The 17,142-nt window shown below is 52.2% G+C and carries 16 protein-coding genes and 1 pseudogene; 11 read left to right on the top strand and 6 right to left on the bottom strand.

Features of this window, described 5'->3' with window-relative positions:
- The first annotated feature begins 7 nt into the window (after positions 1-7).
- Positions 8-886, top strand: coding sequence for a class I SAM-dependent methyltransferase (locus AArcS_RS02330; RefSeq protein ID WP_238478816.1), 879 nt, complete (start codon positions 8-10; stop codon positions 884-886).
- A 20-nt stretch (positions 887-906) separates the two neighbouring features.
- Here AArcS_RS02330 and AArcS_RS02325 read toward each other — a convergent pair.
- Positions 907-1,100 (bottom strand): annotated as a pseudogene (locus tag AArcS_RS02325) (ISH3 family transposase); the annotation flags it as partial.
- 475 nt (positions 1,101-1,575) lie between these two features.
- Here AArcS_RS02325 and AArcS_RS02320 point away from each other — a divergent pair.
- From AArcS_RS02320 to AArcS_RS02305, 4 genes are all read left to right on the top strand, one after another.
- Positions 1,576-2,655 carry a hypothetical protein gene (locus tag AArcS_RS02320; RefSeq protein ID WP_238478815.1) on the top strand — a complete coding sequence of 360 codons (1,080 nt, stop codon included), beginning with the start codon at positions 1,576-1,578 and terminating at the stop codon, positions 2,653-2,655.
- Complete coding sequence (locus AArcS_RS02315) at positions 2,652-3,668, top strand: WD40 repeat domain-containing protein (RefSeq protein WP_238478814.1); 1,017 nt, start codon at positions 2,652-2,654, stop codon at positions 3,666-3,668. Before AArcS_RS02320 ends, AArcS_RS02315 begins: the two co-directional genes overlap by 4 nt.
- Positions 3,669-3,795: 127 nt before the next feature.
- Positions 3,796-4,758: an NAD-dependent epimerase/dehydratase family protein gene (locus AArcS_RS02310; protein WP_238478813.1), complete on the top strand. Its 963-nt coding sequence runs from the start codon at positions 3,796-3,798 to the stop codon at positions 4,756-4,758.
- Between the two features lie 199 nt (positions 4,759-4,957).
- Complete coding sequence (locus AArcS_RS02305) at positions 4,958-6,463, top strand: oligosaccharide flippase family protein (RefSeq protein ID WP_238478812.1); 1,506 nt, start codon at positions 4,958-4,960, stop codon at positions 6,461-6,463.
- A gap of 423 nt (positions 6,464-6,886) precedes the next feature.
- Here AArcS_RS02305 and AArcS_RS15835 read toward each other — a convergent pair whose 3' ends face one another.
- A complete protein-coding gene (locus AArcS_RS15835; protein WP_259372674.1) occupies positions 6,887-7,015 on the bottom strand; it encodes a hypothetical protein in 129 nt (42 codons plus the stop codon).
- 184 nt (positions 7,016-7,199) lie between these two features.
- On the bottom strand, positions 7,200-9,620 hold the full coding sequence (locus AArcS_RS02300) for a hypothetical protein (protein ID WP_238478811.1): 2,421 nt from the start codon (positions 9,618-9,620) through the stop codon (positions 7,200-7,202).
- 140 nt (positions 9,621-9,760) lie between these two features.
- Here AArcS_RS02300 and AArcS_RS02295 point away from each other — a divergent pair, with 140 nt between their 5' ends.
- Complete coding sequence (locus AArcS_RS02295; protein WP_238478810.1) at positions 9,761-10,441, top strand: winged helix-turn-helix domain-containing protein; 681 nt, start codon at positions 9,761-9,763, stop codon at positions 10,439-10,441.
- Positions 10,442-10,446: 5 nt separating this feature from the next.
- A complete protein-coding gene (locus AArcS_RS02290) occupies positions 10,447-10,914 on the top strand; it encodes a toxin-antitoxin system TumE family protein (protein WP_238478809.1) in 468 nt (155 codons plus the stop codon).
- Positions 10,915-10,959: 45 nt separating this feature from the next.
- Here the strand turns inward: AArcS_RS02290 and AArcS_RS02285 are convergent, their stop codons facing one another.
- A complete protein-coding gene (locus AArcS_RS02285) occupies positions 10,960-11,379 on the bottom strand; it encodes an HVO_A0114 family putative DNA-binding protein (protein ID WP_238478808.1) in 420 nt (139 codons plus the stop codon).
- Positions 11,380-11,416: 37 nt separating this feature from the next.
- Complete coding sequence (locus AArcS_RS02280; RefSeq protein ID WP_238478807.1) at positions 11,417-11,731, bottom strand: toxin-antitoxin system TumE family protein; 315 nt, start codon at positions 11,729-11,731, stop codon at positions 11,417-11,419.
- Between the two features lie 255 nt (positions 11,732-11,986).
- Between AArcS_RS02280 and AArcS_RS02275 the strand changes: the two genes are divergently transcribed.
- The 4 genes from AArcS_RS02275 (at position 11,987) to AArcS_RS02260 (ending at position 15,453) form a co-directional block, all read left to right on the top strand.
- Positions 11,987-13,123 carry a DUF4330 family protein gene (locus AArcS_RS02275; protein ID WP_238478806.1) on the top strand — a complete coding sequence of 379 codons (1,137 nt, stop codon included), beginning with the start codon at positions 11,987-11,989 and terminating at the stop codon, positions 13,121-13,123.
- 6 nt (positions 13,124-13,129) lie between these two features.
- Positions 13,130-13,855, top strand: a complete 726-nt coding sequence (locus AArcS_RS02270; RefSeq protein WP_238478805.1) for a hypothetical protein — start codon at positions 13,130-13,132, stop codon at positions 13,853-13,855.
- 415 nt (positions 13,856-14,270) lie between these two features.
- On the top strand, positions 14,271-14,960 hold the full coding sequence (locus tag AArcS_RS02265; RefSeq protein WP_238478804.1) for a nucleotidyltransferase domain-containing protein: 690 nt from the start codon (positions 14,271-14,273) through the stop codon (positions 14,958-14,960).
- Positions 14,950-15,453, top strand: a complete 504-nt coding sequence (locus AArcS_RS02260; protein WP_238478803.1) for a DUF8154 family protein — start codon at positions 14,950-14,952, stop codon at positions 15,451-15,453. Before AArcS_RS02265 ends, AArcS_RS02260 begins: the two co-directional genes overlap by 11 nt.
- Positions 15,454-15,700: 247 nt before the next feature.
- Here AArcS_RS02260 and AArcS_RS02255 read toward each other — a convergent pair whose 3' ends face one another.
- A complete protein-coding gene (locus AArcS_RS02255) occupies positions 15,701-16,897 on the bottom strand; it encodes an orc1/cdc6 family replication initiation protein (RefSeq protein ID WP_238478802.1) in 1,197 nt (398 codons plus the stop codon).
- Between the last annotated feature and the right edge of the window lie 245 nt (positions 16,898-17,142).

Here is a 17,142-nt window from a genome sequence, read left to right as displayed (position 1 = left end):
TAATGATATGAACTGTAAAGCTTGCGGGAGCGATATGAAGCTAATTTATGAAACGACAGACATACGTTACACCGACACCCCAAATGAGGAATTTAAAATATTGGAATGTATTGATTGCGGTCTGGGTATTACTACCCCATTTCCCGAGAACTTAGATAATTACTATCCCAAAGAATATTACGATAGTAGATTAAATTTTTTAAATGGGAATAAATCCTCTGCAAAAAAAGTATATGATATTATTGAACGTTCACTTGCACCCGATCCACTATTACCAAACCCCGGTAGATTGTTAGTAATTGGTTGCGGTCCGGGAACTAAATTAAATAAATATAAAAAAGAAGGATGGGATTGTATTGGAATTGAACCCAATCAGTCAGCTGTTGAAGCGGGACTTGAGATGTTTGACTTGACGATATATAATGGCACACTTGAACAAGTCAATTCCGAGGTGGAGTTTGAGCCTTTTGATGCTATACTATTCGACCATGTCTTTGAACATATACCAAATCCAAAAGAGGTACTTAGGATATCTAAATCGCTTCTCAAGAAAGACGGGAGGTTGATTATTGAGGTTCCAAATTTTGGTGGTTGGGGTCGGAGGCTGTTTAACCAGTCGTGGGGTGATCTGGATGTACCCAGACATATTTATCATTATACACCACGTTCACTGAGAGAGTTAACTGAGTCCATTGGATTCAGCCAGAAAAAAATTTCATTTGATGGAAGTCCTAGACTTCCTGCTAGATGGTTGTTAAACCACCTAGATAATTCAATGTTTGAGAAGTTTCCGTTTGAGATATTATGGATTGCTTTTTTACCATATGGTGTCTGTTCGAAACTTCTTGGCAAGAGCAGGTTTAGGCAATCTTTTATATTGAAGTGAGTATTTCATTAACACGGTTTAGTTGAGTACTCCCTCAGTAGCCGTTCCGGTTCGAATTTCGTCCGGAGATGGCAGGGTATCGTGTTCCCGTAGGTGTGTTCTGGCTCGAAGCACAGAGCGTAGAGACAGAGGTCCCGTCGGAACGGTCGCCAACGAGGCACTCATAGATGTCCTCAGCAGTGACTTCAGCGTTATTCGTTAAGCAGAGCAGAACTCCCTTGACAAAGTCGAACGTGTCTCTCGAGAAATAAACAATATATTCAATGATATTTTAGCCACATGCACCGACGAATGTAGAAACCTGGCTACAAGTTTTCTCGGTCTGGCGGAATTCGCTTAATTAAACACGGAGAACCTTATCAGGTTTATAGAATCAGCTCAAATAATCATAATGACTACGAAAAGCAATGAGTATATATATGTGTGATTGATATTCCATTGATAACGTGTTAAGCATGAAACGTAATCTCAATCAGATACAGAACATTAATTTGAGACCTGTAGAAATTGCGTTTCTAGCTGTCTTCCCATTGGCCCTTTTTACCGAACCACTTCCTCGTTTCATGTACATTCGTCCTGTTGAATTCTTACTGATCGGAATAGCATTGTGGGTTATAATACGCCATCGTCAAGTCTACATCTCAAAGTCGAGATTGAGTTTAATTATTGTAGGGTTTGTATCGTATTTTATGATTATAGGACTCATAGCCCAGCTATGGTTACAGCTTGATTTTTGGAGTTTTGCACATGGGTATATACCTGCAGTAAGAACATTAATATATTCTACCATTTTCTTTTTGGGCGTCCACTTATTTATTAAAAGAGACTGTTTATTTGATATTTCTTTTATTATAATAGCTGGGTCGCTATTTATATTCGGGATCTACGCGGCTATCCAGTTTCTCGCAATCAGTACATCACTCTTTGCTATTGATAATTTACCGTATATTGCTACGTACGAGCGTACGGATGGGACGGAATATATAGTTGATCATGCACCAACTGGGTTTGGAACCCACGCTTTTGTTCTGGCAAACTACGGGTTATTACTCTTCGTTATCGGCACCTCCATCCTCGTCTCAAATTTTTACCATCGACTGGTTGGAGTTCTTAGCGTTTTAATGGGTATGCTGATGATTTTTATTAGCTACCGACGAGCTCAGATTGGAACCCTAGTTGTATTGATGATCTTATATGTGGCCATAACACCGATAGATATCCGAAAAAAAGCTATTATAGGAGGAACAAGCATAACAGGCGTATTAGCCCCTTTCGTGTTTATTGACGAAGTGCGGGAAATTAACCAAGAGCTGGGTCACCGTCTTGAGTCGATGATGGATCTTATTACTGGAACTGACAGTGGATCTACTGGTTTAGAGGGACGTGTAGACGGTACTTGGGACGCATTTTTAACACTCTTTTTGGAATATCCCCTTGGATATGGGTTATATCCTCCAAACGTCCTCGGGATGGGATCTGATAGTGCATACCTCACCTATCTTGCATGGGGAAACATTGTTGGATTACTCCTCTTTTTGTTGTTTTTGTGGTATCCATTATATCTGACAGTCACGAAGCTCACCAAGCTGGACTATCTAAACTCACGTCAGGTGTTTATAGTCTTTGCAACATTTGGAATATTGTGTTCAATGACGATGACAAGTATATTTGGTGGTTCAGTAATGTCTTCCACCACAAATTTTGGCATCTGGCTCATAATGGCTGGCCTGATATCAATCGTCTATCGAGATCCGGGGTCTAATCAATGACGTCACAGCCTGCCAACAGACGTTCAATTCTTCACGGTGTAGGACTAATCTTTCCTGCTCTACTCTCAGGATGCCTGAATCCCAATTGGGGGGAAAATGATGAGAATGATTTGGTCCCAGATCCGGACTGGACGCATACTCATCATAATGACGAGGTGGAAGCGGTAACGTTCAACGATGGGCGTGTTTTTAGTGGAGGTCGTGAAGGGGAAGTAATTTCATCGAATAGTCACAACGGAAATGAGCTTTGGCAGCATACATATCTTCCAGAAGGACTAACAAGAGATGTGTTCTCGATTGACGATACTGTGCTCAATTGTGGGCTCGGGAACGCAGTAGTTGCTGCTGACACCAAACAAGGTTCAAAAAAGTGGTTGCATACACACCATGACCATCCAGTATATGAGGTATCAGCAGGACCCGACCGGGCATATTCTGGTGATCGTGGTGGTTTCGTGATAGCTGCCAATCTGGCCGATGGCGACAGATACTGGTCACACAGCTACCATTCAGACGAAGAAGCCACACCGCAAGATGAAATGATCCGGACGGTGCACTATTCTGAAAACAAGAATGTTGTCTTAAGCGCTGGTTACGACCGTCACGTGATAGCTGCTGACGCAGATGATGGCAGCCAGGTTTGGGAATTCGACCGTTCCAGAAGGATAAAATCTGTTGACATGGCTGGAGAGCTAGTTCATATTGGTATTTGGTCAACTTCATCTGACGAAAAGGTCGAGGCCATATCATGGGAGACACAGGAAAAGGTTTGGTCCCACAAAGCGCATGACCCGGATAGCAAGGGTGTTCAAGAGATTCATTCAAATAATGGAATAGTAGCCAGTGCAGGAGACGATCACAAGGTAGTGGTAGCAGAAGCAGATACAGGGGAAATCATTGATACCCACACCAAGCACACGGACGCTGTTCGGTCGGTACACGTTGAAGATGGGTGGGTCCTTTCTGGGTCACGCGACGGGCAAGTAATACTCCACGAAATTAATTTTGATTAACTCTTTGCTTCTTATTGGATCCAGTCGAGATAAGCTGACGTAGCTATTGAGCCATCTAATTTGATTGTCTTGCTTTACTTAGGACCGCAGTCGGAGAATACTTCTTTACAGAAATAAATGGAGTGATATGGAACTTGACGGCCAGAGGGTGCTCATAACTGGTGGCGCAGGATTTATAGGTTCCCACGTTGCAGAACTGCTTCTTCATCGGCATAATGATGTTTTCATTGCGGACGATTTCTCGAACAGCACCAAAAAGTGGGTCCCAAAAGATGCGGACGTCATTGAAGCCGATCTGACGAAACAAGATACTGTGGAAAAAGTAGTCACCGACGACTTGGATATTGTATTTCATTTAGCTGCTCGAAAAGACCCTAATGACGATGATCCACAGGGACAGTTCTCAGAAAATACTACAATGACGCACTTGTTGTTAGAACAGTGTCGGACAGTTGGTGTAGACCAGTTTGCATTCGCGTCATCATCAACCGTCTATGGGGAAGCGCCACGACCGACACCTGAAGACTACGCACCCTTAGAACCAATCAGCGTGTATGGTGCCAGCAAACTCGGTGAAGAAGGACTGGTATCGACGTATGCTCATTCCCACAAAATGACTACGTTCATTTTTCGGTTTGCAAATATCGTCGGCCCGCGGCTTCGGGGAGCTGTTATACCAGACTTTATTGAGAAGTTACGTGCAGACCCAGACTCGTTAACGATTCTAGGTAATGGCCGTCAAGAGAAGTCATACATGCATGTTACTGACTGCGTCAATGCGATGTGCTATATCGTTGAGAACGCGACTGAACGGACGGAGCCAGTACATACGTTCAATCTCGGAACAAAAACCACTACTTCAGTAGACGAGATTGCAGAGATCGTTTCTGACGTATTAGATATGGAACCGTCCTTCGAATACACAGGCGGTGACCGGGGATGGACTGGCGATGTTCCAAAGATGCGTCTTTCAGTTCAAAAGCTAACTGAGTTGGGTTGGGAACCGAACCATACGAGCTCAACTGCTGTTCGAAAGGCAGCCGAAGAATTGGAAGGTGCCGATTTTGACGCAGCGAAAGTTGAGAAATGAGGTGGGAGACATATATTAAAACACATGTATCTTTGATAGTCGATTATTGGAGCAGGTCTGGATGGAACAATTAGAACCGAAACCGATCGACAGATACGGAAGGGATTTAATGTTATTGTCAAGAGTGTATAGTGACCAAGAGACACATGGACCCATTGCCGTCAAATACGGCCAATCAAAGCCTATCTAAGATAAATAAATGAATATTATTCGAGGTTTTGTCTCAATTCTTGGATCGAAGATAGGAAAACTCATACTTGGAGTGGTAATTACTCCACTTATTGTTCGGTTCCTTGGAAGCGAACTTTATGGCGACTACGCGTTCCTTATGTCTCTACTCGCAATTACGATGATCATCGTAAATGCGGGGATATTCGATGGCACCCGGAAGTTCATCGCTGAAGACATGAAGAACTCTAATTGGGTTGAGCAAGTATTTGGGTTTTATTTACGCGTCGCCATCATCCTTGCACTCATTGTTGCCGTAGCGTTTGCCGTGTTTTCATGGATCGGACTCGCCGAGCGGTTCCTTGGAGATGGGTTCGAGGTCTACTTCTATCTTCTCGGTCTTCTAATCGTTGCCCGACAGGCGAACTCCGTTGCTCGCGGCGGGCTAATGGGACTTGGATTGGAAGATCGGAGTGAACCGCTACTTGTGATTCGAAAGCTTCTATTTGGAGTCTCAGCGGTGTCGCTACTCTATTTGGGCTATAATGTGGGCGGTGTACTCGTCGGGCATTTCCTAGCAACAAGTGTCACAGCGGCGGTTGCTTACGTCTTCTTTTTCAAACGAGTCGATGTCAAATCTGTATTTATCCCCGTCACCGATGGTTTTCCAAAAAGAGAGTTGCTGTCGTTTAATGGCCTCAGTATCGTGTTAATCCTGCTGACTGCTTCACTTTATCATGTCGACATCCTCTTTTTACGGCTGATAGCGGGCGATCAAGCAACTGGATACTACCGAGCAGCCCTTGTAATCGCAGAATTCCTCTGGTTTGTTCCAACAGCGTTACAGATGGTTCTATTACACTCTTCATCAGAGCTCTGGTCCAAAGGTGAAAATACTCGTATCACAGAATTGTCATCACGGGCGACCCGATATAATCTCTCGTTTATACTCCTACTGGCCATTGGACTCACAGCTCTCGCAAGCGACTTCCTCCCGTTGTACTTCGGCCCCGAGTTTGAAGCCTCCGTACTCCCACTTCTCGTATTGCTTCCAGGGGTGATAGGGTTCGCTCTCGCCCGTCCAATGTTTGCTATCGGACAAGGAAAGGGAGACCTGAGTATTTTAATTGGGGCGACCGGTACCGCTGCGCTTGTCAACCTGTTATTGAACGTGCTGCTTATTCCAATGTATGGGATGATCGGTGCCGCTGTAGCAACCAGTATTGGATACGGTCTCATGGCTGTGTTACACACACTCGCTGCACGACGTAACGGGTTCAATCCGGTCCAGAACCTGCGACTAGTCCGGATTGGAATAGTCGCCGTGATCGCCGCTATATTTATTTTCGGAGCTGCCACCCTAATTGAGTCCTCAATAATATCGCTTATCGTTGTTCCCCCACTGGGTTTCATCGTATATTCGGTCTTGACGTTCCGATTCGAAGTCATTAGTATAGAGGAGCTGGAGCCGGTTACGAACCGACTGCCTGAGACATTAGAGAAGCACATTGAGCCCGTACTACAATGGATTACATGAGTTTCCTCTTAGGTCAAGATTGTGATATACTCATAGATCTCACAGACAGAATATGAACACTCGATGACTTACTCTCTGGAATCGAGTACTTTCTCTACTTTGGGACTCTTCCCCCGTATTATGAATACGGAAAACCTGTTTTACCCCAATATATGTACAGTTTCACACCCGCAGTATTGATTCCCGCTTCCTGTGTAGGATCCAACTAGTCTCCACTACTACTATTGTGCGGGAGTACGTTTCTTGTGCTTTCCAACAAAGAGTTCTCCTCTCGATGTCGTCTCTTCGATCGATATGCGTGTCTCGATAACGATCTCCGCCTTGAAATCCAGTTTGTACTCGTGGTAGTGCCCGCCCCTCTCCCTCTTCGTTTTACTCAAACCACTAGAGGAACCCGAGCATTTGGAGATCTCAGAAATGATCCTAAATGCTTTTCAACGTCGTCAACCGATCGTCCTCGCATTCGGCGTCGGCATTCTGGTGCAGATCGTAAATCTCTTTCGAGTAGACCGGTGTCTCGCCGCGCTCTTCGAGATAAGAAATCGTCCTCAAAATGTACCGGACCCAGAGCTTCTGATTGTGGATTCGGTTTTTCAGTCGGCGCGTGTCACTCTTCCACGCGTTGCTTCCCACAGACCTGAAGCAGGTCGACGGTCAAACGAGCGCCCCATATAAAAGCGCGTGAATTGTACTCTCTACCTTTCGCAGCGAAAATGTCTGACTACTCAAACGTAAATCAATCACCCAGCGAAACCGTCTCTCCGTCGACGACATCAGTTTCAGTCACGGTAACCGTCTCGTCCCCAGTCGTATACTCTCCGGAATATGGAACCGTCACAGCAAAGTTCCCATCTTCATCACTCTCGACCGTTCGTTCGTACTCAAGCGTCCTCTCATCAACCGTCACCTCAGTCGAAACGGTGACGCTCTCGTTCGCGCCAGTCTCCCCTTCGATTGTCGCCCCGGGAACCATCGCGAACGCCGCAATAGTGTGATCATCATCGACGGTGAGTAACTTGTAATGTGCGAGTCCCTGTTCACCAGCACCGAGCACATTCAGCAACTGCTCCTGAGTAGTACCCGACGGTACCGACTCGCCCCGCTCCGAAACCACGACATAGCCAACACGATCGCCGAAGTCGGTATATGACTCATCGGGACTGGTCCCACTGACAAAATCGTTGTAATTGTCGTCCGCAAAGGAATAGAAGTCCGACTCGCCGTTAACGTGATAGTTCTGCATCCGGTTCCGCGGCCACTCGTTCAGCACGAAGTTTTCCGGGTACTCCCGATCGACGTCCTGTTCGAACTCTTGGATCGCCTGGTTCGCCTCGTACTCGGCATCCGTGTAGGTGATCTGACTCGTGAGCGAGGGCACATAGATCAGGCCGAACCCACACACGAGGACGCCGATCACGAGTAGGTAGCTCACCTTCGTGCCACCCGGAACAGAGATCGACGATCTGCGCCCACCGTCTGCCACAGCCCCGGTCGGATCCTCGTCCCGAAACACGGTTGGATCCCGAGCGATATCCACCGCCGAGAGCAGATACACGAATCCGATGCCGCCGAGCACCGACAGCGGCACGATCAACTGTGCAGCAAATCGCACCTGTATCGTCGCAATGACGAGCCAGAATCCAGTATAGACGACCAACAGTAGCCACCCGGGCTCGTAGTGGCGATACGCAAGCAGTGCAACCCACGCGAACACAGCCATCCCGAGGTAGAAACCGACTCCGAGCTGGATCAGCGGGCCGAAGATCACGCCGTAATCGAATGTGAACAGCGAGACCGACTCTGTGTACCTTTCTCTGAGAAAGAGGTCGTCCATCCGGCCCCGCAATTCGATCCAGTCTTCGGGACGAATTCGCCGAAACAGATATAGTCCGATTCCAGCGAGCGCCCCCTCGGTGGCTACCAGTCCGACCGGGTGGAGCTGCCACCGTCGCCAGACCTCACCCAGTGCGAGCACCGCTAGCGCGCCAGCAAACACCAGCACGGGCGTATAGGCCACGAAGCCCGCGTGCCACTCCCAGTTCGTGTGCAGCCAGACGGATATCGCGGCACCAACGGCGACCCCGACTAACACTGGCAGGTTCGCAAGCGTGGGCGATATCCCCTCCCGGGCGTCGACGACGGCCCGAAGTCCGATATAGGCTGCGAGCGGGATGAACATGAGCGCTGATCCACCCCACAGATGCGCGGAGATACCAAGCGAGAGTCCAAGTACTCCAGCAACGAGCCACGTCATCGGCGAGCGAAGATGCCCGAGGACTGCACTCCGCTGGTCTCCTCCTTCGGCTCGTGTCTGGATGTCCATCGCCAGCCACGCCAGCGTCAATAGCGTCACGCCCAGCCAGAGGTATTGGTGCAGTCGGTGTTCTATGAAGCCCACGCCCGTGTACACCGCGTGGACGGGAGCCACCGCAAGCAACACAACCGAGGCGATCCCGACTCGGACATCTCTGGTCACCACAACAGCCAGTTTATAGACCACGACGCCGAGCGCGAGCGTCGCAACCACTGGCAACCAGGCGGCGACCATGTCCACCGCCCACTGGTCTCCGCCGAGGATGGCGGCGAACCACCAGTTGAACGCATGGCTCAAAGGGCGCGTGCCCCCAGCTCTACTGGGCATGTTCGCAATCACTTCGAGGTTCGTCGGATCCGACGAGACCGCTAGCAGTTCGTTCATCCAATATCTATACATATACGGGTCGTTCCCCGGCGACACCACGTCGTCCCCGCGAAATACCGACCGATACTGCGTGATGCGCATCACGAACAGAAAGACGAGCGCGCCAGCCAGCCCGGCCATGGCGCGCGGGTCGACGTCAAGTGAAAGATCGAGCTCCGAGAACAGCCCAGTCTTCCCTTCGTCGTCGACCTCGATGGATTCCCCCGCAAGCGCCGCCTCGATGGCCTCCCGATCGGCGACGCGGTACTCGCCGTCTACCTTCTCGACGATCCCCTGCGAGACGAGCTCGCCGAAGGTCCCCGAATCCAGCTCCAGATCGTCGAAGGTCCAGGTGTCGTGGGCCGCGTCAGTCTCCAGCAGGCCTTCGAGTGCCGACTCGGCGTCCGACCGGTCGTCGAGAAACGACCGGGTGGTGTCCCACACGGCCTTCGGATCGCCGTCGGCGTCAGTCGTCATTGCTACATGCATACTGCTTGCCTACTATGTGGTTTTCGCTCTCTCACAGACGTGTCATTCTCATGACCATCGGTATCAAAACCCGCGATCATATATCCGGGCCAACAAAATATATATGTGTCTGGGACATAGCGTAGTGTATGACCGACGAGCCACCATCTCCTGACGGGCCTGACGAGTTCCCCACCGAAGAGGAACTACCGGACGACCCGGTAACCGTGGATGATATTGACCCGTTCACTGTTGATGACGGTGACTTCGAGGACATCGATGACTTCGCAGGCGCGGAGTGGAAAAACGAGACCACTGCGGACGAGCGAATTCGCACGGTGATCAACAGAACGACGATTCCGAAATCGGCGGGCGACATCGCAAATACAGCGCTGGTCTCAGAAACAAAAGCCAGAACCACGCTCAACAAGCTTGCTGAAGACGGTCTCGTTAGAAGTTATCAGACGGACTCTGGAAAGCTGTACGGTCGAGACCCAGAGTGGCATCTTCTCAAACAGATCAGGCAACTCGCCGGTAGCGAGACGCTTGTCGATCAAATCCAGCGGGTGAAACAGGAACTCGCAGAGTACAGAGATACATATGATGCACCCGATCCAGAGGAACTCCTGATTTCAGACAGGGAACTCACCCAGGATGAACTCGACGATGTCTCTCACTGGCGGACTGCAAAGCGAGAGCTCAGCCACCTCAGAGCGGCATACCGTCTCAAGGAGGCGAAAGAACAGGCAGCTACCGTAACTGAACCAGGAGATCGACAGACGGGGACGCAGACACCGACCCGCGCTGGCAATCAGCATCTACTCCAGTAATGGGGATGGGGAACGGCTCTCCAATCGATTCGGAAGCGATTGATGAGAGCGTAGAGCAGATGCGTCGACAACTCGACAGAGGAGTTGTCAACGTCCGATTCCGGTATCAGAAAGGTCGCCCGTTCACACAGCGGAAAGGAGAAGATATCAGAACGGCACGGGTCACTGTCACCCCCGGAATCCAAGAGCGAGGGGGATATTTCGATATTCAGTGGTGGAAGAATGGGGACTACAAATACCACTATCGGGAGGACGCACTGGAGTTCAGGTTCGGGCGGGAGGCGGCGAATGAACCCACCAGTAAGCCGGTGCAGCATTTTCATCCGCCGGGCGATCTCGACGCACATAGGCAATCCTGTATCGGGGTTGAACAACCACCTGAACTTGTCACGATTGCGGTACTGAAGACGTGGTGGACAGCGGTCGAGAACGGTGATGAGAATCTGGTCAACGCGCAGAACGGCTTGCCATAAATCAAGAAGAACCTGTGTCTGGGCTTGCACAATAAAAACAGGGAACTAGTCTGCGCTGGCAGGAGTGCTGTCTGCATCGACGTCCTCAAGAAGGGGATAGTCGATCTGCATCTCGATTCTGTCGAATGGGACAACGGGCTGGATCGCTCCACTGGGCCCTCCTTCCTTGAGTTCGAGGATGCCCAGCACTTCGAGGTGTTTCAGATCTGCATGGACATCCGAGACGTCGCGGTCAACGAGTCGTGCAGCCTCACGCATACTTGTAGGGCGCTCCTGAGCGATTGCCTGGATGAGCTCAAGGCGCAGCGGGGTGAGGCTGTCGACAAGATCGTCATAGGTCCCAAATTGAAGTACTGCACGCTCATCGTGTTCATCCAGTTCATCAGCCTCGGCACGCTGGATGAACTGGAGTGTGTCCTCTCGGAGCTGTGATCGGTCGCCGACTGTGATATAAAGCGTGGTCATGGGTGGGTCTGTGGGATGTGGATTGTCTCTGGTGTGGTCAATAGGGACGTGGGGGGTTGCCACCGACGGTGTCCCAGTACTCATCGGCACTGGCCCAGAACTCGACGATGAGTTCTTCCATACCGGGGAATTCGACATCTGCGTCACCGGCAGCAGTGTGTAGTTCGTGGCCTTTGGTGTCCTCGTGGGCGTTGTCGTAGCGAACGAGCGTCAGATCCTGCAGCGTTCCCAGATGCAGTGTGTACTTCCAACCGGACGGGTAGGTCTCTGTATCGGTTGTACGCCGGATGACGACGTTCTCGACAAGTCCAGTTTCGACGTGGGTGTACCGGTGCGTGAGTTCATGGCCCATCCTCCGTCCGTTTGTTGGTCGCTTAACAGCATAAGTGTGTTGGGCATGGACCCAACAAACATTCGGGGACCTCTTTTGATGTACTGATCGCAGTCGTCCCACGGGAGACGGGCGCAACACTAGTCACTCACAATGAGTTCGATGGCGTAACTGTCAAAATCTGCTGAACCCCAGTCTCGAACATGGGGACCGAGCAGCTGCTAGGTCGGGCCAACACCCAAGCCCTTTTGTCGACGCCAGCAAGTCCTATTGCCAATGACCGATGGCAGGCAGCTCCTCGACGAGAACGGGAACCTCTTCGGGGTCGTCAACATCGTCGACGTCCTCGTCGTGCTCATGGTTCTCGCAGTCGCCGCAGCGGGTGGCGCACTCGTGCTCGCCGCGGGAGACGAACCGACAGAGGAACCAGAACCGGACACAGCGACGAAGTACGCGACGATCGATCTGGGCAACCAGCCCGATCACGTCGTCGAGCAAATCGAGGAGGGCGATAGCGTCGATCTGGGTGGCCAGAGTAGTCTCACGATCACGGACATGCACGCGACGCCGGTCGCGAACCCCGACGACGATACCGACATCCACCTCGCGATCAGGGCCGAGGTCGAGGGTGTCATGGAGGACGATAGCTTCCGGATCGGCGACGAGGGACTCCAGCTCGGCCAGGAGTTCGAGCTCGACACCGAGGAGTACACCGCAAACGGCGAGGTCACCGCGGTCGACGACGAATCCGACGCGCTGGCACGGACGACGAAACCCGTGCTGATCGAGACGTCGATGGGCGCTACGACGGCCGAGGAGATCCAGCCGGGCGACGAACACGAACTCGCGGGCTCGACGGTCGCCACCGTGGCCGAAGTCTACTCCTATCCCACGGCAAGCGACGAGCGCCTCGTACTGCTCGGCGTCGAACTCACCGCCCTTGAGGGCGTCGACCAGCCCACCTACGGCGGCGACGAGGTCACCACCGACACACAGATCGCGTTCAGCACGGCCGCCTACGACGTCACCGGGCCGGTGATCCGCAGTGATAGCACAACGGAGTTCGGCGAGCCGACCACGACCACCGCGGAGGTTGAGCTTACGGGTGTCGACGAGGAGTTCGCCGAGACCTTCGAGGCCGGGATGACCGAGACCGAGCGCGGTGAGACGCTCGCGACGATCACCGACGTGGACGTCCAGCCCGCACAGGTGGTCCTCGAAAGCGACGACGGTGACATCCACCTGCGTGATCACCCCACCGAGAAAGACGTGCGGCTCACGGTTGAGCTGGAAACGCGCCAGACCGACTCCACGCTCCGGTTCCACGGCACGTCGATCGAGCAGGGCGACACTATCACACTCGCCTTCGAGGATCTGACGATCGACGGTGAACTCAAAGCACTCGACCAGTAACCATTCATGACCGACCAGCCCGAGCCATCGACTGAGACGGAACCGACCGACGACAGCGAAGAGACCGACGACAGGGAAGCGACCGAGCCATCCAAGACGCAGGATTCGGACGGCTCAGAGACCCAGACCGTACCCGACCGGATCGGCTCGATGCTCGCGGCGGGCAAACAAACGATCACCGGCCCACTTGAACGCATCACACGGCCGATCAAGCGTGTCGTCGCAAACTCCCGTATCGTGAGCGCTGGGACCACGCTACGGAGATGGATCGAGGCGTCCTACCTCTATCGCTGGTTCACGGCCGAGCCCGAGCCGGACGTGATCGTCATCGATCTGCGCGAGACGCGGACGATCGGTCCGTTCATCCGGCTACTCGATGCGACGATCGAGCGTCTCGTACCGATCTGGGAGCAATCCCGGGTGAAGTCACTGGGTGAGCGACTCCTTGCGCAGTCGCTCGCAACGCCACTCCGGGTGGGCGGTATGGGGCTCGCACTCGCCGTGCTTGCAAGCGGCCTGTACACGCTTGTGTTCGGATCCTCCTCGATGACTGGAGTGCTTGTCCACCTCGCCCTGCTGGCAGTCGCTGGACTAGGAATTCGATCACGGATGAGCTGGGCGGAGCTTCGAGAAACAAGAGTCATGCAGGTTCTCATCGCTGCGTTCGAACCGCCGGAGCCCCCTGAGCGGGGGGAAACAACAGAAGAGGAAGGGCAGACAGATAGGAAGTGACGGCCATCACGTCGAGTGCTGTCAGTCAATTCGAGTCCCCCACGGAACGAAAGGCGACGATCGATGCACACCCCCACCCGTCATTTCCGCTGTTCTTTGTTCAAAAGTGACGTGCCTCTGCCATCGAATTATTCCGGTGTCGGTAGAACGAGAGTCCACTGACAAGCCCACGACTTCAGTCGTGGGGAACTGACACACTGCAACCAGTCTCCCACTGACAGAAAGTGAGTACATTTCGTGTGCTTTTCACAGCATGGTCTCCTCGATCGCTTTCCAATCTGGATGACGATCTCGGCGTTGAGATCCAGTTCGTATTCGTAGTACTGCCTGCCGCTCAATCCTTCGTTTCATTCGAACCGCTGGAGGAACCGTCACACCCTCTGGTTTTAAGTTGTATTGAACCGTCTGGCTGTTCATGAACAATAGGTCAGTTCAATCAAGCAGTACGTGTGACGGGACGCACATCTGCATCCCGGTCCCGGTTGGTGATCGTGATGCGTTCGCCCACAACGCAGTCCCGGAAATCCTGCAGTTGCTCACGGATAATCCGGGTGAAACGTTCACGAACCGGGAGCTCCACCGCCTCACCGGGAAAGGTATGGGAAACGTGAACGCAGCTGTGGTCTCGCTTGAACAGCTCGGTGCGGTAACTGTCGACCGCGACGGCCGGGCGAATGCCGTGCAAATTAACGCGTCGAAACTTGTTCGTAGCGAGGATCGAGTTACGTCACTCCCTCAATCCGAGTACCACGCACCGGTGCGAGCAGTTCGTGAGCGGATTCTGGAACGAATCGATGACGACGCAGGGATAGTGGTGTTCGGAAGCATCGCGCGCGGCGATGCAGACCGTGCCAGCGATATCGATATATTCGTTGTCGTTCCGGGTGATCGAATGGCAGCCCAGCGTCATGCGCACACGATCGAGGACGAAATCACATCGGAACGATTCGATGGAGACCGATACGAACCGCATATCGTGGTGGAGACACGAGATTCTGCGCCCAGCCACGACCGTATCCGTGATGTGCTCACGCAAGGAATTACGATTCACGACAGTGCTGCGTTGCAGGCGGTGAAACGCGAGGTGTTCGAAAATGGGACTTGAGGATGTTGTGGATGCCGTTGCTTGCGTTGAGTCGTTATTGGCTGACGGTGAGACCGGCCCGGTGCAGCATTCGTTGTCGTGGCAGCAAACAGACGGTGACGTGCAACTGGGGAAAGCGTGTGCAATGCTGGGGACGTGCCGAGAATTGCGGCGCGGCACGAATAATTATGTGAGTTTGACCGAACTGTCGTTCAACGCGATCGAGCGATCATTCCAATTTTATTTGGTGGACCAGACTGCGGCTGAGTCATCGGATTTCCGGGCGCACGAGCAGGTGTTCGAAGACATTGACGGACGCGGAGTGTTTTCTGATACTGGTGTGCCCGGACGGATTGATTCATTCCGGTCGGAACACCGTGCCAGAATATATTATGATATCGATCGCCCGGGGCGAGATTTGGCATACGGCATGCATGATTTGGCTGAGGAAGTACACGCGTATGTCGTGGAGTTCGCAGACGCTCATTCGCGGTGTAGTTGCGATGGCGAGTGACTGGCTATCGTTTCCCCGGATGCTATCGAACCCCAGTCACTGATACTCTCTATCCATACTCGAAATCCACTGTCGACTTTGGAGTGTCTCTGACCTGACAAAGAATACCACATAACTCATCTGGCACCGGTATCTCCGGCTCGCACTGTCGATCAGGCTTCAACACTCCTATCGTATTTCTGTTTATACTCCATTCCACTGTAGTGAGAGAGTACATTTCGTGTGCTTTTGACGGCGAGGGCCCATCCTACAGCCTGGTCTCCTCGATCGTTTTGCGCGTCTCGATGACGATATCGGCGTTGAGATCAAGTTCGTACTCGTAATACTGCCCGCCGCTCAGTCCCTCGTTGCGCTCGAACCGCTGAAGGAACCCGAGCATGTGAAGATCCGAGAGGTGATCCTGAATACTTTTCAGCGTCGTCAGTGGATCGTCTCCGCATTCGGCGGCGACGTCTTGATAGAGATCATAAATTTCTTTCGAGCGCACGGGTGTCTCGTCGCCCTCTTCGAGATAGGCGATCGTCTCCAGAATGTACTGGTCGTGGATGGTCTGCTCACGGATTCGGTTTTGTAGCCGACCGCGCTGCACTCGTTCTCGTGCCGCTCCGATGTGGTCGTCCGTGACGCAATCGGCTTCCTCACGTAGTGCAACCTCCCCACCGACCCGAAGCAAATCGATCGCCTGCCGAGCGTTCCCCATATCCTGTGCGGCAAGCGCCGCGGCTCGACGTATTGCGGACTGATCACAGGCGTCTTCGGCGAACGCTTGTTCTGCTCGATCCTGCAGGATGGTACCCAGTTCGTTCGCGTTGTACGGGCTAAAGGAGATTTCAGTCTCCATCAGCGTGTCCTTCACTTTCGGCGAGAGCGACGTCCGGAACGTGTAGTTGTTGCTGATCCCGATGATACCCACCTGTGCATTGGTAATGTGGCCGTTGGCGCGTGCTCGTGGGAGTTCGTAGAGCAACGTGTCGGCGTCGTCGAGGTGGTCAATCTCGTCGAAGACCATCAAGTGTGTCCCCCCGAGTCGATCGAGTTGCTCGTAGAGCTCGGTGAAGGCATCGCCAGTTCCGAGCCCTCGCTTTGGAAATTCGCTAGCATTGGCAGGGAGTAGTGTGTTCACAAGCTGTCTAACGACCATGAAGACGGTCTTGCCGTTGCAGTTGATCTCATGGGTGTACAGTTCGTCAGCTTCGTCCCGGGTTTCGACCTCCGTTTGCAGTGCCTCCAGAATGTAGGTCGTTACCGCCGTCTTTCCGAGGCCGGCTTTCCCGTACAGCATTACGTTTTCGGGCTCTCTTCCAAACAGAACGTCCTGTAACGCGTAGCGATATTCCTCGATCTCAGCCTCTCGTTCTAGGATAGTCTCCGGTTGGTAGCTCTCTGTCAGCACCTCCTTGTCCGCAAAGATCGTGTCCATCATCCCGCCGAATGGATTGCCCATTTACTAGAAGGTGTTTGTCAGACTATTTAAAATCCGATGTTGTTAGTTTCGTTTGCTATTCGTTGCTCTCCTGGCTCTTCGTATCCCGCTGCACGGCGATGGTTTGTCCGACAAGATTACTGAAAGCACACGAAACGTACTCTTTGGCCCCTCAAAGTAGGTCCATTATCCGAAGAAAAGCACACGAAACGTACTCTCTCACTTTCGTAGATCCCATTGCCGAACGTCGGACGTTTCCGGAAACT

The organism is Natranaeroarchaeum sulfidigenes (assembly GCF_017094485.1).
GTDB classification, from domain to species: domain Archaea; phylum Halobacteriota; class Halobacteria; order Halobacteriales; family Natronoarchaeaceae; genus Natranaeroarchaeum; species Natranaeroarchaeum sulfidigenes.
Note: the sequence above shows the minus strand (reverse complement) of the source record. Positions and strands in the feature narration are given on the sequence as shown.